Genomic DNA, 22,291 nt, shown 5'->3' with positions numbered 1-22,291 from the left:
GCCCATCGCTGGCAACAGGAGATAACATGAAGCATTTTATGGAGATAGCGGGCCGCCGGATGGCCTATCTGGACGAAGGGCAAGGGCCGGTACTGCTGTTTGGTCACAGCTATCTGTGGGACAGCGCCATGTGGGCGCCGCAAATCGAGGCGCTCAAGGGCAGCTATCGCTGCATCGTTCCCGAGCTGTGGGGCCACGGCGATTCCGACCTGCTCCCCGAAGGTAGCTGCACCCTGGCGACTCTGGCGCGGGATCACCTGGCGCTGCTCGATGCCCTCGGGGTTGACGAGTTCGTACTGGTGGGCCTCTCCATCGGCGGCATGTGGGGTGTGGAGCTGGCGCGCATGGTGCCAAACCGCCTTAAGGGTCTGGTGCTGATGGATAGTTTTGTCGGCTTGGAACCGCAGATCACCTGCGAGCGCTACCTCGGCATGCTGGCGATGATCGAGCAGCTCGGCACCGTGCCGGCGCCCATCATCGAACAGGTGGCGCCGATCTTCTTTGCCAACCAGCCCGATGCCGACTTGCTGGCCGATTTCAAGGCGCGTCTGGCCGTCTGGCCAAACGAGAAGATTGCCGCCATGGTGGCGGTGGGCCGCAGCTTTGTGACCCGCGAAGATCGTATCGAGTGGCTGGAGGAGATCACCACTCCCGCACTGGTGATGACCGGCTGCGAAGACAAGGCCCGTCCGGTGCTGGAGGGCTATCTGATGGCCGAGGTGCTGGGTTGCCCGTTCAAGGAGATCCCGATGGCTGGCCACATCTCGTCGCTGGAAAATCCGGCCTTCGTCAATCAGCAGCTGACCGAGTTTCTGGCGGCGCTGTAAGCCTGAATTGGCAGCTTGAGCAGGCTGTACTACCAGCCTGATGGTCGTGAAAAAGGGAGCCGAGGGCTCCCTTTTGTTTGGTCGTGTCTCACGGTTCAAGACTCATAACCGTTACCAGATATAGCCCAGCGCAAAACCCGCATAGAGCTCGCCATCGTGCTGGACGATGGGGCTGTTTTTGATGTCCCGATCATACCATTCGTAGTTCATGGCAAACATGCCAATCCAGTTGGGGCTGAAGCGGTAGCTGGTGATGAGGGCCGCCATCGGGGATAGGGTGGTACCGGTATCCCAAGCGGGCCGCTGGGCAGTCGCCTCGCTCTCGGAGATGCCGCCGAAGTAGTAGTTGGCCATTTTGTCGCTGCGCAGCATCAGCCCCATCCCCGGCATGATCAGCAGGTTGTCGCGCAGGATGGGGAAGTCGGCCCACAGCAGCAGTTCCTGCCCCTTGCTGCGGCCGGTGACATCGCTGTTGGCCCGCACGGTCAGCAGGGCGTAGGGGGTGATGATGTTGCCACCGATCCCGCCTTCCAGCTGCCATTTTCGCTGCTCCATGCCAGTAAAGGCCGGAGAGTCCTCGGGATCCAGATTGCCAAAACGGACCCGGCCATAGCCGTAGAGGGCCACGTTCTCATCCTTGTGGAAGTAGTAGCGGGCCCGATCCCCCAGAAACATGAACTGGTCGCCAAAATAGATAAAGCCGGGGATGGCGTAGAGGGCGTTGTCCTGCGCTTCATAACGGGCCTGTCCCCCGATGAGCGCCGCACCGGCGACAAAGCCCTGTGGCACCGGGCTGGTAGGGCTGTCGCTGGTGAGCAGATCCATGGCGCCAAGATCGATATCGGCACGCGCTGGGAGGGCTGCAGCGAGGAGCAGGGCCGTCAGCCCTGCCGCTCTGATTTGACGAAAAAAGGTCATGGACACTCCGTTGTCACGATTGCAGGGGAAGTTGGTTATTTTGCGGCACTGGGCATCTCTTCACGTTTTGGCCAGGCATTGATCACCGCCTTGACCAGGGTGGCGAGGGGAATGGCGAAGAAGACACCCCAGAATCCCCACAAGCCGCCAAAGACCAGCACGGCGATGATGATGGCCACCGGATGGAGGTTGACCGCTTCCGAGAAAAGCACCGGCACCAGCAGGTTGCCATCGAGGGCCTGAATGACCAGATAGGCCACCATCAGCCAGGCAAACTCCGGGGTGAGCCCCCACTGGAACAGGGCGACCATGGCGACCGGTACGGTCACCACGGCGGCGCCGATATAAGGGATCAGCACTGAGAAGCCGACCGCCACCGCCAGCAGCACCGAGTAGCGCAGTCCCATCAGGGCGAAGGGGACATAGGTGGCGATGCCGACGATGAGGATCTCGATCACCTTGCCGCGGATGTAGTTGATGATCTGGTTGTTCATCTCGACCCACACCCGGTTGACCAGGGTGCGGTTGCGCGGCAGGAAGCGGCGCAGGCTGCCCATCAGTACCCGCTTGTCTTTGAGCATAAAGAAGACCATCAGCGGCACCAGAATAAGGTAGATCATGATGGCGACCACGTTGACCAGCGAACTGAGGGAGGCGCTTACCAGATGCTCGCCGCCACTGAGGATGCGCTGGCGAATATTGTCGATGACGGTCTCCACCAGACTGACGTCGATGAGCTCGGGGTATTTGTCAGGCAGGGTGCGCACATAATCCTGAGCGTGGGTCAGCATGGCCGGCGCCTCTTTGGCCAGATTGATCCCCTGACTGACCAGTGTCGGGATAAGACCCAGCAAGGAGGCGACTGCTACCGCAATAAAGAGGATCAGAATGACGCTGGTGGCCAGGGTGCGCGACAGCCCCGCTTTTTGCAGCCGGGCGACCGGCCACTCCAGCAGATAGGCCATTACCAGCGCCACCAGCAGGGGGGCCAGCAGATCGCCAAACAGCCAGATGATGGTGAAGCAGAACACCAGCAACAGAAAAAGGGTAACGGCATCGGGATCGGAAAAACGGGTCTGATACCAGCGCTTCAATACTTCTAACATGACGGCATCCTTACATCACTGGGGCTCAAGATGGTTGTTTCGCCCCGACAACCAACTGCAAAGAGAGGGTTTTGTCCGCTTCTTGCTGCACCTCGACATGGTGGCCCTGACGGTGCAGATAGGCCGGAATATCCTGCCGGGAGCCCGCATCGGCCAGCCGGATGGTGACGGTTTGACCGCTTTGGGCCTCCCTTAACCAGAGCTTGAGCCGGATCAGCGGCTCGGGGCAGCGCCAGGGGGTCAGGTCGAGAACTTCCATGGGGGCTCCATCAGGCAGGTGGCCGCTATTATGGCCGTGATAAGAGCATGAAACAACGCTTGTAGCCCTTGATGGGCAAGGGTATTCTGCCGAGGCCCTTTCTGATGGAGATAGAGATAACGTGGCACGTTTTTCCCCCCTGATGGCATCGCTTCCCCTGCTGGCTTCCCTGATGGGCGCCACGTTTCATGCCGAGGCCAACAATCAGCTTCCCGACATCGGCACGGCCGGGGTTGCTGCCCTGCCCATCGAGCAGGAAGTGCGTTACGGCAACGCTTTTATGCGCTTTGCCCGTGCGGGTCTGCCGATCATCGATGATCCGGTGCTGAGCCAGTACATTGACGATCTGGGTCAGCGACTGCTGACCAACGCCGATGGGGTGCGTTTCCCGTTTACCTTCTTCCTCATCAATGATCCCAGCATCAACGCGGCCGCCTTCCTCGGCGGGCGGGTCAAGGTGCACACCGGCCTCTTCCTCTACGCCGACAGCGAGAGCGAGCTGGCCTCGGTACTGGCCCACGAAATCACCCACGTGACCCAGCGCCATATCGCCCGTTATATGGAAGCGCAGGCGAGCAGCTCGGCGGTGACCCTGGCCGGTCTGGTGGGCTCCATCGCGCTGGCGGTGATCAACCCGACCGCCGGTATCGCTGCGTTGCAGACTACGCTGGGCCTCTCCATGCAGTCGGCCATCAACTACACCCGCGACAACGAATATGAAGCGGATCGCATCGGCATGAAGACGCTTTATGATGCCGGTTTCGACCCTATGGGGATGGCCAACTTCTTCCAGAAACTGGCTGCCGAATACCGTTACGCCAGCAAGCCGCCGGAAATGCTGCTCACTCACCCGCTGCCGGAGACCCGGATCAGCGAGGCCCGCGCTCGGGCGGGCAGCTATGGCCGCCGCGACTTGCCGCCCAGCCTCGACTTCTGGCTGGCCAAGGTGCGGATTCAGGTGCGTTTTGGTACCGATACCCCGCAGGGGTTGCTGAGCTACTTCGATAGCCGGATCCAGAAGGGGGATTATCCGCTCAAGGATGCCGCCATCTATGGCAAGGCGCTGGCGCTGATCCAGCTCAAGCGCACCGACGAGGCGGATACCTTGATGCAGGAGCTGGCGGCCCGTCATCCGGAAGATCTCTTTATCGTCGATGCCCAGACCGACATCGATCTGGCCAAGGGGCGCAGCGCCCAGGCCATTGCGCGCCTCGAGAAGTTCCGCAGCCGGATGCCGGATAACGAAGTGGTGGTGGTCAACCTCGGCAACGCCTACCTCGAGAGCGGCAACTACAAGAAGTCCATCGCCATCCTCGACCCTTATGCCCGCGCGCATGAAGAGAACAATCTGGCCTGGAACCTGCTGGCCGATGCCTATCGCAAGGCGGGCAGAATGACCGAGCTGCATATGGCGCGGGCCGAGATGCTCGCACTGCGCGGGGATTATCAGGCGGCCATCGACGAGCTTATCGTGGCACGCGGTACCACCAGCGATCGGATGACCCTGGCTCGTCTGGAGGCGCGCATCACCGAGCTGGAGCGGGCCAAGAAGGATCTCGACAGCCTCAAGGGCTAACGAAACCTATCAAACAAGGGCGCACTATGGTGCGCCCTTGTTGTTTATGGCGGTGGCGTTGATGTGGGGGACGGTGATAGCAGTGATGGGCTAGTGACTCATGCTGCTGGCGGTCGCCTTGAGCATCTCGATCTGCTGCTGGTCGAGCTCGCCGACCAGCGTCTGCTTGAGCTTGCCCTCGCTATCGAGCAGATAGCTGGTGGGCAGGCCGCTTGGGCGAGGGAAGGGGAGCCTGGCATCTTCATTGGCAATAAGGAGCGGCACCTTGATGTGGTACTGCGCAGCCAGCTTGTCCAGCTCTGCTGGCGTGGTCGGGTCGTAGTTGATGGCCACCACTGTGATCTGGCCCTCCGCTGCCAGCCCGTTGAGGCGCGGCATCTCCCGCAGGCAGGGAGCGCACCAGGGGGCGAAGTAGTTGACCAAGAGCGGCTTGCCAACCCAGTGGCTCAAGCTGATCGGCTGTCCTTTGGCATCGGTAAATTCAGGGGCGGGCGTGCAGGCGCCCAGCAGGCCAGCCACAATCAGCCAACAAATTCGTTTCAATTCCTTTCCACTGCCGCTTACCCTGACCATCACTTTCCCCTACAATAGCGCCGTTTCTAGTCCCATCTTGCGATTAATCAGGGAGTTACCATGAGCGAGACCCAAATCTACCACAATCCGCGCTGCTCCAAGAGTCGCGAAACCCTGGCCCTGCTGGAACAGCACGGGATCGCCCCTGATGTGGTGCTCTATCTGGAGCAGGCCCCGAGCGAAGATGAGATCCGCAACCTGCTCTCTCTGCTCGGCTTTAACGATCCCCGCCAGCTGATGCGCACCAAGGAAGAGCTCTACAAGGAGCTGGGATTGGCCGATGTCAGCGGTGATGCCCTTATTCGCGCCATGCACCAGCATCCCAAGCTGATCGAGCGCCCAATTGTCATCAAGAATGGTCAGGCCCGCATTGGTCGCCCGCCGGAGCAGGTGCTGGAGATCCTCAAGTGAGCACCCGCTTCGCACGTTGGCTGACTCTGGTCGGCTTCTTTGGTCTGCTGTGTTGGGTCATCCTCTGGCATCTGTGGCTGTCGCCCCATCCGGACCTCAACCCCTGGCTGCTGCCGGTGATCTGGACGGTGCCGCTGCTCTTCCCTCTCAAGGGGATAGTGCAGGGCAACCCCTACACCCACGCCTGGGGCAACTTCGTGTTGATGCCCTATTTCCTCCACGCCCTCACCCTGATCACCACGGATGAGGGGGAGCGGTGGCTGGCGGTGGTGGAACTGCTCTTCACCACTCTCGCCTTTGTCGGCACCATCTATTACGCCCGACTGCGTGGTCGCGAACTTGGCTTAAGCATTCGCAAAAAGAAAGACGAAGCCAACTGATGACAAACGCCCCGCAAGGGGCGTTTTTTATGGGGAAGCTGCTCTATCCAGAGGGATCACTGTGCCCCTTGGGCTGCCCGATATTGGGCCAGCTGCTGCTGGCTAAAGGCCATCAGCTGGGGATAGAAGCGCAGAAATCCCGCCTCGCATGTTTGCCACTGCGACTCATCAAGGGTCAGCAGCGCCTCTCCCAGTTGTACCGGGCGGCGCAGTCGGCGACCTATGCCATTCAGCGCTTGCCCCAGCCCCTCCCTGTGGCGGTAGGAGGCGATCCAGTTCTGCTCGGCCATCCGCTTGAGGGGAAGCGGCAGTCCATCCGGCAGGCGTGGGTGATCCGCCAATAGCTGATCATAACTGCGTTGCAGGAAGCGGGGCAGGGGTTCGGTACTGAACAGCCCCCAATGCTGGCTCAGCCAGTGGTCGTAGATCATATCCACCACTATGCCACCAAAGCGGCGCCAGGGGGCCTCGAAACAGGCGACGGCCGCCTTGTGCTCTGGGTGGCTGTCGGTGAAGGCATCAATTTTGCGGTGTAGCCAGATCCCCTCATCGAAGTGGGCGGCAAGCCCCGTGGGCAGCGTGCCTTTGACGAAATCGCCGAGCAGATTGCCGGTGAGGGAGCTTCGGGTGTGGGCAGCCAGATGGAGATGGGCCAGAAAGTTCATGATGAAAGCGGGGCCTGCGAACGGATAGTGCCGCTGAGAGTAGCGGATCTTCCATCTCTCATGAAAGTCTTGTTCAGGAAGTGCTTTCACCGGCGCGCCAATAGTGGGTAAATAGTTCATCTGCCTGATGGCATGTCACGGTATTGAGCAAGGAGTAACCATGATGTTGACCCTGATCGAGGGGGCCGAGATCTTCAGCCCCACCCACCTTGGCCAGCAGGATCTGCTGGTGGCTGATGGCCGCATTGCCTGGATGGGCAAGGGGTTGACGGTGCCAGCAAACTGGCCGTTGCACAGGGTCGATGGTCGAGGCCGCTATCTGGTACCCGGGTTGGTGGATCCGCTGGCCCATATCACCGGCGGCGGCGGGGAGGGGGGCTTTGCCTTTCGCACCCCGGAACTGGCGGCGAGCGAGGCGTTCAGGGCCGGTGTCACTACCCTGGTGGCGGCGCTTGGCACAGACAGCCTGACCCGCACTCCCGCGCAGGTGCTCGGCAAGGTGCGCGAGTTTCGCGCCGCCGGGGTGAGCGCTTTTATGTATACCGGTTCCTACCATCTGCCGGTCAAGACCCTGACCGGCACAGTGGAGTCGGACATCATCCTGATCCCCGAGGTATTGGGGGTGGGGGAGGTGGCCATCAGCGACCACAGATCCAGTGCGCCGACCCACGATGAGCTGGCCAGGCTTGCCAGCGAGGCGCGAGTGGCCGGGCTGCTTGCGGGCAAGAGCGGGGTCAGCTTCTTTCATGTCGGGGATGGCAAGGGGGCATTGGCCCCCCTGCGGGCCCTGCGCGATGAGACCGACATTCCGCTGCGCCAGCTCTATCCCACTCACTGCAACCGCAACCCCTGGCTCTTTGCCGAGGCCATCGAGTGGGGCAAGGCGGGAGGTTGGGTCGACCTCACCACCTCGAGCTTTCCCGATCTGCTGGAGGATGGCGAGCGGCTTGCCGCCGATGCGCTTCTCGAGCTGCTGGCCGCCAATGTGCCTGTCGAGCGCATCACCTTCAGCTCGGATGCCAACGCCAGCCTGCCCCGCTTTGATGGCGAAGGGCGGCTAATCGAGATGCGCTGCGGCCAGATTGCCAGCCTGTGGCAGCAGTGCGTGCGCGCGACCCGGCTCGGTGTCTCGCTGGAGAGGGCGTTGGCCGTGGTGACGAGCAATCCGGCGCAGGCGCTGGGGCTTGGCAGCAAGGGGCGTATCGGGGTCGGGCAGGATGCGGATCTGCTGCTGGTGCACGACCGGACGTTTGCTATCGAAAGGGTGATGAGCGGCGGCCTGTGGCGCGAATAAGGCTGTGGGCAATATCGCAGCCAGTGCGAGTGCGTGGTTGCTCCAAACAGCAAAAGCCCGACAACAAGGTCGGGCTTTTTTATCTGCAATGTGGGAATAAGGCTTAGATCGCCAGAAACCCGAGGATCAGGATGGGGCCGAGCAGGCTCAGGATAAAGCCGGAGACAATGGCCACCGGCACCACCTGAATGCCCCCTGATTTCTGGATGACCGGCAGGGTGAAGTCCAGCGCCGTGGCGCCGCCGTAACCGATGGCCGCCGAGGGGTGGCGTCGCATCAGGACCGGGATGATCAGAATGGCGATAAGCTCACGCCCAAGATCGTTGATAAAGGCAGCAGAACCGAGCACCGGCCCCAGTTTGTCGGCCACCAGAATGCCGGAGAGCGAATACCAGCCGAAGCTCGAGCTCATCGCCAGACCATGGGCAAAGGGCATGCCCAGCAATTGGGCCGCCAGCAGGCTACCCAGCCAGCTGCTGAGGATGACGGTGGCGGCGATTTTCATCCCCCAAGGGTTGAGCAGGATCTGGCGCAGCCGCATGCCGGAGTTGCGCATCTGCACCCCGATGAGAAACAGCAGCAGCATCAGGGCCCACTCGCTCCACTTGTCGATGGGCAGGGCGCGCAGATCCACCAGTAGACCCAGCAGCACACCGCCGAGCACCACAAAGCAGAGCTGCAGGGATTCCCACAGCAGGTGTAGCTTGCTCGGCATCTTGGTATCACTCGCCTCATGGGTCGGCGGTGTGCGCTTGTCGAGCCACCAGAGGGCCAGCAGGTTGCAGACCGTGATCGCGGTCAGCATCACCCCGGCGACCTTGAAGATCACCGCCAGATTGCTGCCCAGGTTCTCCACATAGGCAAGCCCGAGCCCCATCAGAAACAGAATGAGGTAGACCATCTTGCCCAGACTCTGGTTGACCAGCTTGATCAGCCGGGCAGAGGAGAGGGGAACCAGATAGCCGATTGCCAGTGGCAACAGGATCAGCAACACATTGAGCAGCATCGAGGCCTCGATCACAAAAACTGATAAAAACACCACCTTATCATTACTTATTGGCTCTGTGTCACATATCTCTCGCTTTCATGGCCGAAAACAGCCCTTTTGGGGGCAGATTGTTACTTTTTTGCCACAACCTTTCTGTTTGATAAGGTTCTGTGCGAGCCCGAGTGCACCAATGAAATCAAGTTGATCCAATCGGGGGGCTGATATTTCGCTCTGCAAGGGGGTGCATAAAGCCATTTTGGTGCCGGTTTGGCACACATCACGCTTTTCTCTTGCCACTGATATGATTGGGGTATAAAAAGGCGGTATTGGAATAGCCATTGAAACGGCTGTTTATGCAAACAAAGTGCTGAAAAATACGCAAAGAGCGAATAAAAATAGAGCGAATCCCCTGAAGACCCTCGTTCTGTATTGTTTTTTCACTATCCGGGTGATATTTTCGCTGAAGGTTGCCATCGGTTAACTTTTTGTTAAATGGACGATGGTTGAGTCACGCCCCCTGCGGCGTCTAGGGACAGACAAGGTTGTAATGGATGAGCGACGTTGCCGCACTGGAAGTACGTGATCTGCACAAATATTTTGGCACCCACGAAGTGCTCAAGGGCATCGACATGACCGCCCACAAGGGGGATGTGATCTCCCTTATCGGCTCCTCCGGCTCGGGGAAGTCGACCTTTCTTCGCTGTATCAATCTGCTCGAAACCCCCTCATCCGGCACCGTCTCGCTCCATGGCGAGCTGATCCGGATGAAAACCAGCCGCGCCGGCGAGCGGTTGCCCGAGGATATGCGTCAGGTGGAGCGGATCCGCAGCCGGCTGGCCATGGTGTTTCAAAGTTTCAATCTCTGGTCACACATGACCATCATGCAGAACATCATCGAAGTGCCAATCCAGGTGCTCAAGGTGCCTCGCGCCGAAGCACTGGCCAAGGCAGAGCAACTGCTCAACCGGGTTGGACTCTGGGAGCGGCGTGACTACTATCCCGGCCACCTCTCCGGTGGTCAGCAGCAGCGGGCCGCCATTGCCCGTGCGCTGGCGGTAGAGCCCGAGGTGATGCTGTTTGACGAACCCACCTCGGCGCTGGATCCCGAGCTGGTGGGGGAGGTGCTCGGCCTGATGCGCGAGCTGGCTGAAGAGGGGCGCACCATGCTGGTGGTGACCCACGAGATGTCGTTTGCCCGGGATGTATCGAACAAGGTGATGTTTCTGCATCAGGGGCGGGTGGAAGAGGAGGGCAACCCCAAGGAGATTTTCGCCCATCCCAAATCCGAGCGGTTCAAGCAATTCATCTCCTCCATCTACTGATGGCGGGATGCCTGGTTACCCAATCAACTGTTTTATCAAGGAGAGATACATGAACAAGCTGATGCTGGCGACAGCCGTAGTTACTGCCCTTGCGTCCGGTAGCCTGATGGCCAAGGAGTGGAAAGAGGTCCGGATCGGGGTTGAGGGTGCCTATCCCCCCTTCTCCTGGACCGAGCCCAGTGGCGAGGTGAAAGGCTTTGATATCGACATCGCCAACGCCCTGTGCGAAGAGATGAAAGTGAAATGCACCCTGGTCAAGCAGGACTGGGACGGCATCATTCCGGCGCTGCTGTCACGCAAGTTTGACGCCATCATCGCCACCATGGACATCACCGAAGAGCGCAAGAAGAAGGTGGACTTCACCCAGAAGTACCAGCACATTCCGGCCCGCTTCGCCGCCAAGAAGGGCACTGACGTGCAGCTCGACAAAGCCTTTATGGAAGGCAAGTCCGTCGCGGTGCAGCGTGCGACCTCCATGGATACTTTTATTACCGACAACTTCCCCAACGCCACCATCAAGCGTTACGGCACCGCCGATGAAGCGTATCTCGATCTGAAATCCGGTCGTGTGGACTATGTGCTGGCCGACTCTGCCGCCATCACCGACGGTCTGTTGAAGAAAGAGGGCGGTGATGCCTTTGAATTCGTCGGCCCGAAACTGACCGATCCCAAGTGGTTTGGCGAGGGTGCCGGTATTGCGGTGCGCAAGGCTGACAAGGATCTGAAAGAGAAATTCAACGCCGCCATTCTGGCGCTGCGTGCCAACGGCAAGTACAAGGAAATCAACGACAAGTACTTCGAGTTCGACGTTTACGGAGAGTAAAACAAAGAGACGTTTACGGCGAGTAAGTCCAAAGACGTCTACGGCAAGTAACGATAGGTTGATCCCGTCAGTAGTCATCGGGCCCGTCACCTCCCTGAGGGAGTTTACGGGCCCGCATTGATTGCAATGGAGCTGCACATATTTCATTCGGACTGCTATGGAGCCTTCTGGTTAGCAGGTGCGTGAAGATTCAGTGGCGATGGAGCTGCATATGTTTGATTTGAAAGGATACGAAGCCTCGCTGCTGGAGGGCGCCTGGGTCACCCTGGAAGTGGCGCTGGCCTCCCTGCTGCTGGCGTTGCTGCTGGGGATGCTGGGGGCGCTGGCCAAACTCTCTCCCTACAAGTGGGCCCGGGCCATCGCCACCGGCTACACAACCATCATTCGCGGCATCCCCGATCTGGTGCTGATGATGCTGCTCTTCTTTGGTGGCCAGGTGCTGATCAACGGCATCTGCACCTGGGTCAACGAGACTTACAACAGCTGGTTACTGGAGAGTAATCCCAATCAGGAGTGGGTCTCCCTGCTCCCGGACTATATCGACATCAGCCCCTTTGTGGCCGGTGTCGCGACCATCGGTTTTATCTTCGGCGCCTACATGACCGAGACCTTTCGCGGCGCCATTCTGGCGGTGGACAAAGGCGAGCTGGAGGCAGCACGGGCCTTTGGCATGCGGGCAACCCAGGTGTTTGTGCGGATCCTCTTCCCCCAGATGATGCGTCACGCTCTGCCCGGGTTTGGCAACAACTGGCTGGTGCTGCTGAAAACCACCGCGCTGGTCTCCATCATCGGCCTCGATGACATGGTGCGCAAAGCCTCGCTGGCGGCGGGCTCGACCCAGCAACCCTTCACCTTCTACATGGCGGTGGCGCTGATCTTCCTGATCTTCACCGCAGTCTCCACCTCGGCGCTCAAGTGGGCCGAGCGTCACTATGCCATCAAGACGAGGTAAGCCATGGATTTCTCAATCATTCTCAAAGAGTGGCCCACCTACTGGGAGGGGCTCTATACCACCGTCTGGCTGGTGGCCCTCTCTCTGAGCCTTGGGTTGATGCTGGCGGTGCCCATGGGCATCTTGCGCAACAGCCGCAACTGGCTGATCAAGGGGCCAATCTGGGCCTATATCTACTTCTTTCGCGGCACCCCGCTGCTGGTGCAGCTCTTTATCATCTACTACGGCGCCGCCCAGTGGGAGTGGCTGAAGAACAGTGCCGCCTGGTCGCTCTTCTCCGAAGCCTGGTTCTGCGCTCTGCTGGCCTTTACCCTCAATACCGCCGCCTATACCGCCGAGATCGTGCGCGGGGCGGTACACAACATGCCGCGCGGCCAGATTGAGGCAGCCAACGCCTTTGGCATGACCCGCTGGCAGACCCTGACCCGGATCATTTTGCCCAACTCGTTTCGTCGGGCACTGCCGGCTTACAGCAACGAGGTGATTTTCATGCTGCAGGGCTCGGCGGTGGCGGGCATCATCACCATCGTCGATCTGACCGGCGCGGCGCGGATCATCAACTCTCGCTACTACAGTCCGTTCGAGGCGTTTTTGACCGCAGGGCTGCTCTATATGCTGCTCACCTTTGTCATCGTCTGGCTGTTCAAGAAGTGGGAAGCGCGCTGGCACGCCCACCTGCGCCCGCGCAATGTGTAAGGTGTGATCTGCCAAGATGGCCGAAAATGGCCCCGCCTGTTGCAGGCGTGGCCATTTTTCATCTTCATCCTCTGCCCGCCGGTTTGCCAAATGGCGGCCGAGCAGGGAGAATGCAGCACTCCCGAGCGCCGCCAGCCGTTGGCTGCGTGTCTTATCCCCCAGTTCCCGAGGTTTTATGTACCGGATATTGTTTGAGCATCCCGCTTTCCTGGTTATCGACAAGCAGCCCGGCATCGGCATGCACGACGAGAAGGGCGACGGGGAGTCGGTCAATCCGGGGCTGGTCAATCGCGTGAAGGCCGATACAGGGCTGACCCTCTATCCGGTGCACCGGCTCGACAAGATGACCTCCGGCTTGGTGCTGCTGGCCCGCACCACTGAGGCGAATCGTGAGCTGAGCATGGCCTTTGCGGCCCGCGAGGTGAGCAAACAGTATCTGGCGCTCTCCGATCGCAAACCCAAGAAGAAGCAGGGCTGGGTGAAGGGGGATATGCAAAAGGGGCGCGGCGGCAGCTGGATGCTGGTGCGCACGCTGGATAATCCTGCCATCAGCTGGTTTGATTCGGTATCGGTGCGTGAGGGGCTGCGGCTCTATCGCATCAAGCCCCAGACCGGCAAAACCCACCAGATCCGGGTTGCCCTCAAAAGTATCGGCGCCCCCATTCTCGGGGATGAGCGCTATGGCGGTACGCCAGCCGATCGCGGCTATCTGCACGCCTGGCGACTGAGTTTTACGCTGGCGGGCGAGCCGTTCGACTTTGTCTGCCCGCCCGATGTGGGGAGTGAATTTGTCACTCCCGAGCTCACGGCCGCCATCGCAGCCCTTGCGCCCTGATGCTTATGCGCCCAGCGTCTGACACCATGATCCATTCAGCGAAAGAGCGTGATCCTGACGGACGTGCACCGCGCTGGATCCTGGCCGACTTTGACGACACCCTGGCCCCCGGCGACAGCCACGCCGGTCTGCTGCGCTATATCTTGCGCCGCCGGATCTGGCCGTTGTTGCTGTTGCCAGTAATCGCGCTCGGTGGCTTGGTCTATCTTGCTCCCAGCCAGCGGCGGCGCGGTATCTCCCTTATCTGGTGGGCCATCACGTTGGGGCTTTCCCCTTTGGGCTGGCGCAAGCTGGTGCGTGCCTATTGCCGCACCAGGCCGGGGCTGTATCGTCAGGCTCGCGAATTGCTGCAAAGCGAGGGCGCGCGCTGCTGGGTGATCTCCGCCAGTCCCTGCGCGCTGGTGCGAGCCCAGCTCTATCAACAATTGCCCGGCCAGTTGCCCCACCGGATCATTGGCTCGCAGATGCACTACCGTTTTGGCGGCCTGATGCCGCGCTTCTATTGCCACGGCCAGCACAAGCTGCTGCCGAAGATCTGCGCCCTCGATGCCGAATTGGCCTTGAGTGACAGCCTGCACGATCTGCCGCTGCTGGGGTTGGGGAAAGAGGCGTGGTTGATCAATCCGACGCCCACGCGACTGCAAAAGGCCCGGGCCTGCTTGCCCCATCTGATGGTCAAAAACTGGCAACTGTAAGGCAAAGCTGACAGTCCTGCGGGTCGTTACCGTTTGATCCGCAAGGCTGCGGCTTGAATGTCACAATCCATTTACATCTTTTGCTGCCAGCTGCGAAAAACTATCTGCAACCCGCCTCTTCTCTTCCTGCTACGCCCTGCTTCTAATGAAACAAGTTGTTAACACTTGCCGCGCCGCTGGGTGCTGCAATCCGTTTTAACCGAATCAAGAGCAAGGAGCGCCCGATGAATGCCACCTCTTCCGCCACCCATACCATCAATCCGTTAGGCACGGACGGTTTCGAGTTTGTCGAGTACACGGCCCCCGATGCCAAAGGGATTGCCGCCCTCAAGAGCCTGTTCGTTTCGCTTGGGTTTGCCGAGGTCGCCAAGCACAAACACAAGCAGTGCTGGCTCTACCGGCAGGGGGATATCAACTTTGTGGTCAATGCCGAGCCTCACTCCCAGGCGGAGCAGTTTGCCAGCCTGCACGGGCCGAGCGTTTGCGGCATGGCATTTCGGGTGAGCGATGCGGGCAAGGCACAGCAGTTCGCCATCGCCAAGGGGGCCAAGCCTTTTGTCGGCAAGATTGGCCCGATGGAGCTCAATATTCCCGCCATCTACGGTATCGGCGAGAGCACCCTCTCCTTTGTCGACCGTTATGGCGACAAGGGCTCCATCTATGAGGTGGATTTTGTCTTCTACCCCGACTGGCAGTCCCGGATGGCAGAGGTAGATGCCGGTCTTATGGAGATCGATCACCTGACCCATAACGTGCATCGCGGCAATATGGATGTCTGGTCCAACTTCTATGAGCGGATCGGCAACTTCCGCGAAATTCGCTACTTCGATATCGAGGGCAAGCTGACCGGGCTGCATTCACGCGCCATGACCGCCCCCTGCGGCAAGATCCGTATCCCCATCAACGAGTCGGCGGATGACAAGTCCCAGATTGAGGAGTACCTGCGTCAGTACAAGGGGGAGGGGATCCAGCACATCGCCATGGCCTCCAGCGATATCTACCACACCATCCGCACCCTGCGCAGCCGCGGTACCGGTTTTATGCCGACCCCGGATACCTACTACGAGAAGGTGAACAGCCGGGTCGAGGGGCATCAGGAGGATCTGGCGGCACTCAAAGAGCTGCGCATCCTCATCGACGGCTCCCCCACCAAGGATGGCATTCTGCTGCAGATCTTCACCGATACCGTGATAGGCCCGGTCTTCTTCGAGATCATCCAGCGCAAGGGCAACGAAGGGTTTGGCGAGGGCAATTTCAAGGCACTGTTTGAATCGATCGAGCTGGACCAGATCCGCCGTGGCGTGCTGGATGGCGGCGAGGATGAGAAGGGTGCCCGCAAAGAGGGAGCGAGCGATGCGTAACTGGATTAACTTCCCCCATCGGGAGGGGACCCACTCCCGGCAAGCCCATGCCGACCTGCCGGAGCAGGCCATCTATGAGCGCGAGCTGGGGCGAAGCGGCTTTTTCGGCCCAGCTACCCACATGCACCACAAGCATGCCCCCACTGACTGGATCAGTTGGGAGGGACCGCTGCGGCCACGGCTGTTTGACCTCAATGCCCTGCAGGATGAGGTGAGTTCCCTCTCCCCCTGGGTGGCCCCCGATATTCTCAGCAACCCCCACTGCCGCTATCGCATCTGGCGGCTCTCCGAGGCGATGCCGTTTCTGGTGCGCAACGCCGACGGTGACGAGCTGCTCTTTATCCACGAAGGGAGCGGAGAGTTCTTCTGCGACTACGGCCACCTGACTCTTCGCGATGGCGACTACGTAGTGATCCCCCGCGGCACCATGTGGCGCATCGAGCCGACGGCGCCCCTGTTCATCCTGATGATCGAGGCGACCAACGACAGCTACCAGCTGCCGGATAAGGGGCTGGTGGGCAATCACGCCATCTTCGACCCGGCGGCGCTCGATGTGCCCGCCATCAATGAACGCTTTTTAGCCCAGCAGGATGAGAATCCCTGGTCGCTGCAGGTGAAGCGCCACGATCAGGTGTCGGTCATCACCTGGCCCTTCAACCCGCTTGATGCGCAAGGTTGGCACGGGGACTTGTGCGTGGTGCGCCTCAACTGGCGGGATATCCGCCCGCTGATGAGCCATCGCTACCATCTGCCGCCGTCGGCTCATTCGACCTTTGTGGCGAGCCGCTTCGTGATTTGTACCTTCGTGCCGCGCCCCATCGAGAGCGATCCCGGCGCCCTCAAGGTGCCCTTCTATCACAGCAATGACGATTACGACGAGGTGCTCTTTTACCACGCGGGGGATTTCTTTAGCCGGGACAATATCGAGCGGGGCATGGTCACCTTCCATCCCGCCGGTTTCACCCACGGCCCCCATCCCAAGGCGTTTGCGGCAGGGCAGGCCTATGCCAAAAAGTTCACCGACGAGGTGGCGGTGATGCTAGATACCCGCGATGCGCTGAACGTCGGCAGTCTGTGCGAAGGGATCGAGAACACCCGGTATGTCTCCAGCTGGCAGCGCCCGGACGCTGCTGCCGGCAAATAAGGAATCGCTTATGAAATTGGCAACATTGAACAATGGCAAGCGCGATGGCGCTTTGGTGGTGGTGAGCCGGGATCTGAGCCGTGCGGTACGGGTGAGCGAGATTGCCCCGACGTTGCAGGCCGCCCTCGATGAGTGGGCCGAGGCCGCCCCTAGGCTTGAGGCTGTCTATCAGCAGCTTAACGAGGGCCGACCGGCAGACTCGTTCACCTTTGACGAAGCGTCTTGCCTCTCTCCGCTGCCGCGCGCCTACCAGTGGGCCGATGGCAGCGCCTACGTCAACCATGTGGAGCTGGTGCGCAAGGCCCGCGGCGCCGAGATGCCGGAGAGCTTCTGGCACGATCCGCTGATGTATCAGGGGGGCTCCGACAGCTTTTTGGCTCCCCGTGGTCCGATTGTCATGGGCTCAGAGGAATGGGGGATCGATTTCGAGTCGGAAGTGGCCATCATCACCGACGACGTGCCGATGGGGGTAAGCCCGCAGGGGGCTGCCAGTCACGTCAAATTGCTGATGCTGGTCAACGATGTGAGCCTGCGCAACCTCATTCCGGGGGAGCTTGCCAAGGGATTTGGTTTCTTTCAGTCCAAGCCGTCCAGCGCCTTTTCGCCGGTGGCCATCACCCCGGATGAGCTGGGCGATGACTGGCGCGATGGCAAAGTGCATTTGCCGCTTCTGACCCACCTCAACGGTGCGCTGTTTGGTGCGCCCGAAGCTGGAGTGGACATGACCTTCAACTTCTTCGAGCTGATTGCCCATGCGGCCAAGACCCGTCCCCTTGGTGCGGGATGCATCATCGGCTCGGGCACCGTCTCAAATTACGATCGCAGCGCCGGTTCATCCTGCATCGCCGAGCGCCGCATGCTGGAAATTCTTGATTGTGATCAAGCTATAACCCCCTATTTGCAGTTTGGTGATAGAGTGTCGATCGCGATGGAAGATCGCTCTGGCCAAAACCTGTTTGGCACCATCTCTCAACAGGTGGTGCCCGCGAGCGGTCAGGGAGGTTGATGGCCAGCGCCGGTTGGCGGCAAGGATATTCGGGATATGTCCGGATCACGACGAGCCCTCAACCGGTGCCGGGTACACAAGGAGGCAGGTGGCGAGCACCTGCCGGGCTTCGGGCCCAGATAAGATGCAGGGACAGATTATGTTGCAGTTGTTTGGCTATTGGCGTTCGTCGGCAAGTTTTCGGGTACGGATCGTGTTGCAGCTCAAGGGGCTCGCCTACGAGCAGCATCCCATCAATTTGCGGCAAGGCGAGCAGAGCGAGAAGGCCTATCGCCGGATCAACCCCCAAGGGCTGGTGCCGTTTCTGGTGGATGGCGATGTGCAGATCGGTCAGTCGGTCGCCATCATGGAGTACCTTGACGAGACCTATCCAGCCTACTCCCTGATGCCCTCTTCCCCCGACGCGCGGGCCCGAGTGCGCCAGATCGTCAACATGATCGCCTGCGATATTCACCCGCTCAACAATCTGCGGGTGCTCAACTATCTGGAAGAGCACTTTAGGGCTAACAACGAGCAGGAGGCTCGCTGGTATCGCCACTGGATTGACGAGACCTTCACCGCCCTCGAACAGCTGTTGATGACCACCGCCGGTGTCTACTGCGTCGGCAACGAAGTGACCCTGGCCGACTGCATGCTGGTGCCCCAGGTCTACAACGCCCGCCGCTACGACATGACCCTTGACGATTACCCCACCATCCGCCGCATCGTCGCCAACTGTGAACAGTTGCAAGCCTTTATCAAGGCGGCCCCTGCCAGTCAGCCGGACGCGCAGTGACAACCTGACTTAACGAACATCGCGGGATGGCGTCAGCACGCCATCCCGCGCGCTATCTCCCCTCATCTCTTCATTTCCCCCTCTCTGTGCCCCTTGCGCGCCTCGTATTGACGTCTGAATGTCGACAGGAATTCCGCGCTTGTCACACTTATCGATATTTTTAATTAGTCTGTGCCACTTCGTTGGTGTTTTGAGTTGCCAATCACACTTGTGCCAGTTGATTAGGCCTAGTATCGCCACGCCTGCGGAACAGGGGAAAGGAGAGATGCGAACAGGTCGCCTATCAGGGGCTCCGGGGTTGCTCTCTACTTTCCACGATCTGTTCGCACCTCTCTTTTTCATTTTTTACGGTTTGATGGCCCGCACTGTCCGGCCCGTGTCACCGCGCAGATCCCTTGTGACAGCGGCAGGTTGACTGGCGCGCCACCGCTTATTTGCAACCACTCTGTGCAACAAGGAGATCTCATGCATTCCTTCAAAAAGTGCGTCGTCGCACTCTCCATCAACCTTGCTCTCTTCTCGTCGGCGTTCGCCTGTACCACCTTGCTGGTCGGCAGTGAAGCCAGCGCCGATGGCTCCATGATGGTGGCCCGCAGCGCCGACAGCGATGCCCTGAAAGCCCAGTATTTCGTGATCCATCCGGCCAAGCAGGGGCAGAGCGGTATGCACAGCTCCAAGGCCCACAACGGCGCCAATGATTTCAGCTATCCCTTGCCGAAAAACTCCCTGCGCTATACCACGGTACCGAACTGGAAGACCCAGCTGCACGGCGCCACCGGGTTCAACGAGAAGGGAGTCGGGGTGAGCGGCACCGAGTCCATTTTTGCCTCACCCGAAGCGCTCGCCTTTGACCCCTATGTGGAAGATAAGGGGATCACCGAGGATGACATTCCCGATGTGTTGCTCTCCCGGTCCACATCGGCCCACGAGGCGATCGCCTTGCTTGGCAACATCATCGAGACCATAGGCGCGGGAGAGGGATTTGGTGTCGCCGTGGTGGATGATAACGAGCTCTGGTATCTGGAGACTGCCACCGGCCATCACTGGATGGCGCAGCGTCTGCCGAAAAATCACTATTTCGCTACCGGCAATCAGGGCCGCCTGCAGCAGTACGATCCAGCCAGTGCCGACATGATGGGATCGAAGAATCTGATTGAGTTTGCCACCGAGAAGGGGCTCTACCATCCGCAAAAGGATGGGGTTTTCAACTTCTCGAAAGCCTATACCCGCGATGACGAGCGGGACCGCACCTATAACGATCCGCGAGTCTGGACTATCCAGCAGATGTTCAACCCCTCGCTCAAGCAGGCGGTGGATGCCGGTCGCCAGTTCCCGGTCACCCTCTCCCCCGAGAAGAAGATGACGCTGGAGGAGGTCAAGGCGGTGCTGCGCAATCACTATGACGGCACCGAGCACGATCCCTACAGCAAGGGGTTGAACGGTCAGGAGCCGTGGCGCCCTGTCAGTGTGTTCCGCACCTACGAGTCCCACGTGATGCAGGTACGCCCCTGGATGCCGCGCGAGGTGGGGGAGGTGACCTATGTGGGCCTAGGCATGGCGGACTTGACGGCCTTCGTTCCCTACTACAGCGGTCTGGAAGCCTATCCGGCGCACTATGCCATAGGTAGCGACAAGGCCGACAGCGACTCCATCTACTGGAAATATCGCAAGCTGCAGACCCTGGTAATGACCGACTACCCAAAATTGGCCCCCATGGTGAAGCAGGCGTACCAGAGCTGGGAGGCGAAGATCGCCAAAGAGCAGAAAGAGATGGAAGCCAGCTATCTGAAAACGGTCAAAACCGACAAGGCCGCCGCCAACAGCATGCTCAACGACTTCAATCTGCGGGTGATGCAGGAGGCCGAAACGCTGACCGAGGATCTGACCAACCAGATCTTCACGGTGCGCACCCAGGATATTCAGGCCGATATCTTCTTCGCCAACAAGGCGAAGAAGGATTAACCGCGACGCACTCATCATGCCAACGAGGGGGATCGACGGTCAGCCTGAGCGGTCGCCGGGCAGATCGGTTTCTCTGATCACTTTCCCACTATCGATGCCGGAGCCTGTGCTCTGGCATTTTTCCTTTATGACATCCCGCCAATGTGTCTGGCCCGGGTAGTGGATTTCGCTACCCGATACGAAAGCAGAGACTTTCATTCAGGTTTTTATTTCGCCTTTCAGCATATCGGTTACGTGATCAGCTACCCACTTTTGGTTATCTGAGAGCTTTTATGCGGTCTTTCTGTGTTATTTATCACTACCCATTGATTCGACTGTGATGGGCACTCTCTTTATCCATCTCATTTTTTCTCGTTAATCCAAGGCGTTATCGCTTCATCAGACGGCTGTTTGCAGAAAAAAGCGGCTGCTTTCTGAATAAGGCGACCGCGCCGCCGGATCTCGTCACGGCATCATATCCGTCACTACTCACAGGACTACCGCAATGCATATTGTCGACAGATTTTTGGGATACACCGCCATCAATACCACCACCAATCGTGAAGCGGGCGCCGCCGGGGTAATGCCCTCCTCCCCGGGGCAGCGGGTGCTGGCTGACAAGGTGGCAGAGGAGCTGATCGCCCTGGGGTTGACCGTGGAGGTGGCGGATAACGCCATCCTGACCGCCACACTTCCTGCCAATGTGGCGGGGGATCTGCCCACCGTGGCCTTCTTTGCTCATCTCGATACCAGTGCTGAACACACCAACGATACCCATGCCCAAGTAGTGGCCTATGAAGGGGGCGATATCTGCCTCAATGCCGACCAGCAGATCACCCTGCGTCTGAGCGAGTTCCCCGAGCTGGCCAACTATGTCGGTGATCGGATCATCGTGACCGACGGCACCAGCCTGCTGGGGGCCGATGACAAGGCGGCCATCGCCGCCATCGTCAATGCGGTTGCCTATCTGCAGGCACATCCGGAGATCCCCCACGGCACCATCAAAATTGGTCTGGTACCTGACGAGGAGCAGGGATTGCGCGGGGCCAAGGCGTTCGATACCGAACGTTTTGGCGCTGACTTCGCCTATACCCTCGACTGCTGCGGCATTGGCGAGCTGGTCTATGAGAACTGGAATGCGGGGGATGCGGAGTTTGTCTTTCACGGTGCCTCGGCCCACCCCATGTCGGCCAAGGGCAAGCTGAAGAACTCGCTGCTGATGGCGCACAAGTTTATCGCCATGCTGCCGGGGGGCGAAGCGCCCGAATATACCGAGGGGCGCGAGGGTTACTACTGGGTCAAGCAGATGCAGGGCAACAGCGCCCAAACTGTGCTCAAGCTGGATGTGCGCGACTTCACTCAGGATGGGTATCAGCAACGAATGACCCTGCTCGACACCCTCGGCAAGAGCTGTCAGGCCCTGTGGGGTGAGCAGAGCGTGAGTTACCACTTGAGCGATCGCTACAGCAATGTCTTCAACAGCTTGCAGGGGGAGAACCGCTATCCCATCGAACTGGCGCTGGCCGCCTACGAGACCCTTGGGATCACCCCAAACCCCATCCCGATGCGCGGTGGTTATGATGGTGCCGTGCTCTCCCAGAAGGGATTGCCTTGCCCGAACCTCTTCACCGGTGCCCACAACTTTCACTCCATCTACGAGTACCTGCCGGTCAGCTCCCTCGAGGCGGCCAGTGCCGTGGTGATCGAGATAATCAAGCTCACCCACACCCGTTTCAGTCGCTAA

At 59.7% G+C, this 22,291-nt stretch carries 23 protein-coding genes; 17 read left to right on the top strand and 6 right to left on the bottom strand.

Features of this window, described 5'->3' with window-relative positions:
* Positions 1–26 precede the first annotated feature (26 nt).
* Positions 27–827: an alpha/beta fold hydrolase gene (locus AB5Z05_RS11205; protein WP_368151531.1), complete on the top strand. Its 801-nt coding sequence runs from the start codon at positions 27–29 to the stop codon at positions 825–827.
* Positions 828–938: 111 nt separating this feature from the next.
* On the opposite strand, the gene AB5Z05_RS11200 is transcribed toward AB5Z05_RS11205, so the two are convergent.
* Genes AB5Z05_RS11200 through AB5Z05_RS11190 form a run of 3 tightly spaced genes read right to left on the bottom strand, consistent with a single transcriptional unit; the run spans position 939 to position 3,110 of the window.
* The gene (locus tag AB5Z05_RS11200; protein ID WP_167569957.1) at positions 939–1,745 is read right to left on the bottom strand and encodes a MipA/OmpV family protein; all 807 of its coding nucleotides are present in this window, start codon (positions 1,743–1,745) and stop codon (positions 939–941) included.
* A 35-nt stretch (positions 1,746–1,780) separates the two neighbouring features.
* A complete protein-coding gene (locus AB5Z05_RS11195; protein WP_005352935.1) occupies positions 1,781–2,851 on the bottom strand; it encodes an AI-2E family transporter in 1,071 nt (356 codons plus the stop codon).
* A gap of 25 nt (positions 2,852–2,876) precedes the next feature.
* On the bottom strand, positions 2,877–3,110 hold the full coding sequence (locus AB5Z05_RS11190; RefSeq protein WP_069555700.1) for a sulfurtransferase TusA family protein: 234 nt from the start codon (positions 3,108–3,110) through the stop codon (positions 2,877–2,879).
* Positions 3,111–3,231: 121 nt separating this feature from the next.
* Here AB5Z05_RS11190 and AB5Z05_RS11185 point away from each other — a divergent pair, with 121 nt between their 5' ends.
* A complete protein-coding gene (locus tag AB5Z05_RS11185; RefSeq protein WP_005333848.1) occupies positions 3,232–4,686 on the top strand; it encodes a M48 family metalloprotease in 1,455 nt (484 codons plus the stop codon).
* Positions 4,687–4,776: 90 nt separating this feature from the next.
* On the opposite strand, the gene AB5Z05_RS11180 is transcribed toward AB5Z05_RS11185, so the two are convergent.
* Positions 4,777–5,259, bottom strand: coding sequence for a TlpA disulfide reductase family protein (locus tag AB5Z05_RS11180; protein WP_064336686.1), 483 nt, complete (start codon positions 5,257–5,259; stop codon positions 4,777–4,779).
* A gap of 60 nt (positions 5,260–5,319) precedes the next feature.
* On the opposite strand from AB5Z05_RS11180, the gene arsC reads away from it, so the two are divergent.
* Positions 5,320–5,670 (top strand): arsenate reductase (glutaredoxin), encoded by a 351-nt coding sequence (gene arsC / locus AB5Z05_RS11175; protein WP_128835936.1) that lies wholly within the window; start codon positions 5,320–5,322, stop codon positions 5,668–5,670.
* Entirely contained in the window at positions 5,667–6,050 is a 384-nt protein-coding gene (locus AB5Z05_RS11170) for a DUF2069 domain-containing protein (protein ID WP_103251542.1), read from the top strand. Before arsC ends, AB5Z05_RS11170 begins: the two co-directional genes overlap by 4 nt.
* A gap of 56 nt (positions 6,051–6,106) precedes the next feature.
* On the opposite strand, the gene AB5Z05_RS11165 is transcribed toward AB5Z05_RS11170, so the two are convergent.
* Complete coding sequence (locus tag AB5Z05_RS11165) at positions 6,107–6,715, bottom strand: ACP phosphodiesterase (protein ID WP_106842988.1); 609 nt, start codon at positions 6,713–6,715, stop codon at positions 6,107–6,109.
* A 163-nt stretch (positions 6,716–6,878) separates the two neighbouring features.
* Here AB5Z05_RS11165 and iadA point away from each other — a divergent pair, with 163 nt between their 5' ends.
* The gene (iadA, locus tag AB5Z05_RS11160; RefSeq protein WP_368151555.1) at positions 6,879–8,009 is read left to right on the top strand and encodes a beta-aspartyl-peptidase; all 1,131 of its coding nucleotides are present in this window, start codon (positions 6,879–6,881) and stop codon (positions 8,007–8,009) included.
* 103 nt (positions 8,010–8,112) lie between these two features.
* Here iadA and AB5Z05_RS11155 read toward each other — a convergent pair whose 3' ends face one another.
* The gene (locus AB5Z05_RS11155) at positions 8,113–9,015 is read right to left on the bottom strand and encodes a lysine exporter LysO family protein (RefSeq protein ID WP_005337312.1); all 903 of its coding nucleotides are present in this window, start codon (positions 9,013–9,015) and stop codon (positions 8,113–8,115) included.
* Between the two features lie 533 nt (positions 9,016–9,548).
* On the opposite strand from AB5Z05_RS11155, the gene AB5Z05_RS11150 reads away from it, so the two are divergent.
* The 12 genes from AB5Z05_RS11150 (at position 9,549) to pepT (ending at position 22,291) form a co-directional block, all read left to right on the top strand.
* Positions 9,549–10,319, top strand: a complete 771-nt coding sequence (locus AB5Z05_RS11150) for an ABC transporter ATP-binding protein (protein WP_005337310.1) — start codon at positions 9,549–9,551, stop codon at positions 10,317–10,319.
* A gap of 49 nt (positions 10,320–10,368) precedes the next feature.
* On the top strand, positions 10,369–11,142 hold the full coding sequence (locus AB5Z05_RS11145) for an ABC transporter substrate-binding protein (RefSeq protein WP_005337307.1): 774 nt from the start codon (positions 10,369–10,371) through the stop codon (positions 11,140–11,142).
* A gap of 211 nt (positions 11,143–11,353) precedes the next feature.
* Positions 11,354–12,094 carry an ABC transporter permease gene (locus AB5Z05_RS11140; protein WP_005352911.1) on the top strand — a complete coding sequence of 247 codons (741 nt, stop codon included), beginning with the start codon at positions 11,354–11,356 and terminating at the stop codon, positions 12,092–12,094.
* A gap of 3 nt (positions 12,095–12,097) precedes the next feature.
* Positions 12,098–12,790, top strand: a complete 693-nt coding sequence (locus tag AB5Z05_RS11135) for an ABC transporter permease (RefSeq protein WP_139462178.1) — start codon at positions 12,098–12,100, stop codon at positions 12,788–12,790.
* 175 nt (positions 12,791–12,965) lie between these two features.
* Entirely contained in the window at positions 12,966–13,625 is a 660-nt protein-coding gene (locus AB5Z05_RS11130; protein WP_139462179.1) for a TIGR01621 family pseudouridine synthase, read from the top strand.
* Between the two features lie 26 nt (positions 13,626–13,651).
* Positions 13,652–14,320 carry an HAD family hydrolase gene (locus AB5Z05_RS11125; RefSeq protein ID WP_368151528.1) on the top strand — a complete coding sequence of 223 codons (669 nt, stop codon included), beginning with the start codon at positions 13,652–13,654 and terminating at the stop codon, positions 14,318–14,320.
* Between the two features lie 224 nt (positions 14,321–14,544).
* Entirely contained in the window at positions 14,545–15,681 is a 1,137-nt protein-coding gene (hppD, locus tag AB5Z05_RS11120) for a 4-hydroxyphenylpyruvate dioxygenase (protein WP_040066486.1), read from the top strand.
* Positions 15,674–16,825, top strand: coding sequence for a homogentisate 1,2-dioxygenase (locus tag AB5Z05_RS11115; protein WP_040066484.1), 1,152 nt, complete (start codon positions 15,674–15,676; stop codon positions 16,823–16,825). Before hppD ends, AB5Z05_RS11115 begins: the two co-directional genes overlap by 8 nt.
* A 10-nt stretch (positions 16,826–16,835) precedes the next feature.
* Complete coding sequence (locus tag AB5Z05_RS11110) at positions 16,836–17,831, top strand: fumarylacetoacetate hydrolase family protein (protein ID WP_216977483.1); 996 nt, start codon at positions 16,836–16,838, stop codon at positions 17,829–17,831.
* A 139-nt stretch (positions 17,832–17,970) separates the two neighbouring features.
* Positions 17,971–18,606 carry a maleylacetoacetate isomerase gene (gene maiA, locus AB5Z05_RS11105; protein ID WP_172953960.1) on the top strand — a complete coding sequence of 212 codons (636 nt, stop codon included), beginning with the start codon at positions 17,971–17,973 and terminating at the stop codon, positions 18,604–18,606.
* 465 nt (positions 18,607–19,071) lie between these two features.
* Positions 19,072–20,568, top strand: a complete 1,497-nt coding sequence (locus tag AB5Z05_RS11100) for a C69 family dipeptidase (RefSeq protein WP_204476795.1) — start codon at positions 19,072–19,074, stop codon at positions 20,566–20,568.
* Between the two features lie 484 nt (positions 20,569–21,052).
* Positions 21,053–22,291: a peptidase T gene (gene pepT, locus AB5Z05_RS11095; protein ID WP_111900579.1), complete on the top strand. Its 1,239-nt coding sequence runs from the start codon at positions 21,053–21,055 to the stop codon at positions 22,289–22,291.

This window comes from Aeromonas sp. R2-4, assembly GCF_040908365.1.
GTDB lineage: Bacteria > Pseudomonadota > Gammaproteobacteria > Enterobacterales > Aeromonadaceae > Aeromonas > Aeromonas veronii.
This window is presented reverse-complemented; position numbering and strand designations above follow the sequence as displayed.

What these genes read in the sequence shown, in the direction of transcription:
- AB5Z05_RS11205 (WP_368151531.1), top strand. Translation starts at nt 27, where the DNA reads ATGAAGCATTTTATGGAGATAGCGGGCCGCCGGATGGCCTATCTGGAC.
- AB5Z05_RS11200 (WP_167569957.1), bottom strand. Translation starts at nt 1,745, where the DNA reads ATGACCTTTTTTCGTCAAATCAGAGCGGCAGGGCTGACGGCCCTGCTC.
- AB5Z05_RS11195 (WP_005352935.1), bottom strand. Translation starts at nt 2,851, where the DNA reads ATGTTAGAAGTATTGAAGCGCTGGTATCAGACCCGTTTTTCCGATCCC.
- AB5Z05_RS11190 (WP_069555700.1), bottom strand. Translation starts at nt 3,110, where the DNA reads ATGGAAGTTCTCGACCTGACCCCCTGGCGCTGCCCCGAGCCGCTGATC.
- AB5Z05_RS11180 (WP_064336686.1), bottom strand. Translation starts at nt 5,259, where the DNA reads ATGGTCAGGGTAAGCGGCAGTGGAAAGGAATTGAAACGAATTTGTTGG.
- arsC (WP_128835936.1), top strand. Translation starts at nt 5,320, where the DNA reads ATGAGCGAGACCCAAATCTACCACAATCCGCGCTGCTCCAAGAGTCGC.
- AB5Z05_RS11165 (WP_106842988.1), bottom strand. Translation starts at nt 6,715, where the DNA reads ATGAACTTTCTGGCCCATCTCCATCTGGCTGCCCACACCCGAAGCTCC.
- iadA (WP_368151555.1), top strand. Translation starts at nt 6,879, where the DNA reads ATGTTGACCCTGATCGAGGGGGCCGAGATCTTCAGCCCCACCCACCTT.
- AB5Z05_RS11155 (WP_005337312.1), bottom strand. Translation starts at nt 9,015, where the DNA reads ATGCTGCTCAATGTGTTGCTGATCCTGTTGCCACTGGCAATCGGCTAT.
- AB5Z05_RS11150 (WP_005337310.1), top strand. Translation starts at nt 9,549, where the DNA reads ATGAGCGACGTTGCCGCACTGGAAGTACGTGATCTGCACAAATATTTT.
- AB5Z05_RS11145 (WP_005337307.1), top strand. Translation starts at nt 10,369, where the DNA reads ATGAACAAGCTGATGCTGGCGACAGCCGTAGTTACTGCCCTTGCGTCC.
- AB5Z05_RS11140 (WP_005352911.1), top strand. Translation starts at nt 11,354, where the DNA reads ATGTTTGATTTGAAAGGATACGAAGCCTCGCTGCTGGAGGGCGCCTGG.
- AB5Z05_RS11135 (WP_139462178.1), top strand. Translation starts at nt 12,098, where the DNA reads ATGGATTTCTCAATCATTCTCAAAGAGTGGCCCACCTACTGGGAGGGG.
- AB5Z05_RS11130 (WP_139462179.1), top strand. Translation starts at nt 12,966, where the DNA reads ATGTACCGGATATTGTTTGAGCATCCCGCTTTCCTGGTTATCGACAAG.
- AB5Z05_RS11125 (WP_368151528.1), top strand. Translation starts at nt 13,652, where the DNA reads ATGATCCATTCAGCGAAAGAGCGTGATCCTGACGGACGTGCACCGCGC.
- hppD (WP_040066486.1), top strand. Translation starts at nt 14,545, where the DNA reads ATGAATGCCACCTCTTCCGCCACCCATACCATCAATCCGTTAGGCACG.
- AB5Z05_RS11115 (WP_040066484.1), top strand. Translation starts at nt 15,674, where the DNA reads ATGCGTAACTGGATTAACTTCCCCCATCGGGAGGGGACCCACTCCCGG.
- AB5Z05_RS11110 (WP_216977483.1), top strand. Translation starts at nt 16,836, where the DNA reads ATGAAATTGGCAACATTGAACAATGGCAAGCGCGATGGCGCTTTGGTG.
- maiA (WP_172953960.1), top strand. Translation starts at nt 17,971, where the DNA reads ATGTTGCAGTTGTTTGGCTATTGGCGTTCGTCGGCAAGTTTTCGGGTA.
- AB5Z05_RS11100 (WP_204476795.1), top strand. Translation starts at nt 19,072, where the DNA reads ATGCATTCCTTCAAAAAGTGCGTCGTCGCACTCTCCATCAACCTTGCT.
- pepT (WP_111900579.1), top strand. Translation starts at nt 21,053, where the DNA reads ATGCATATTGTCGACAGATTTTTGGGATACACCGCCATCAATACCACC.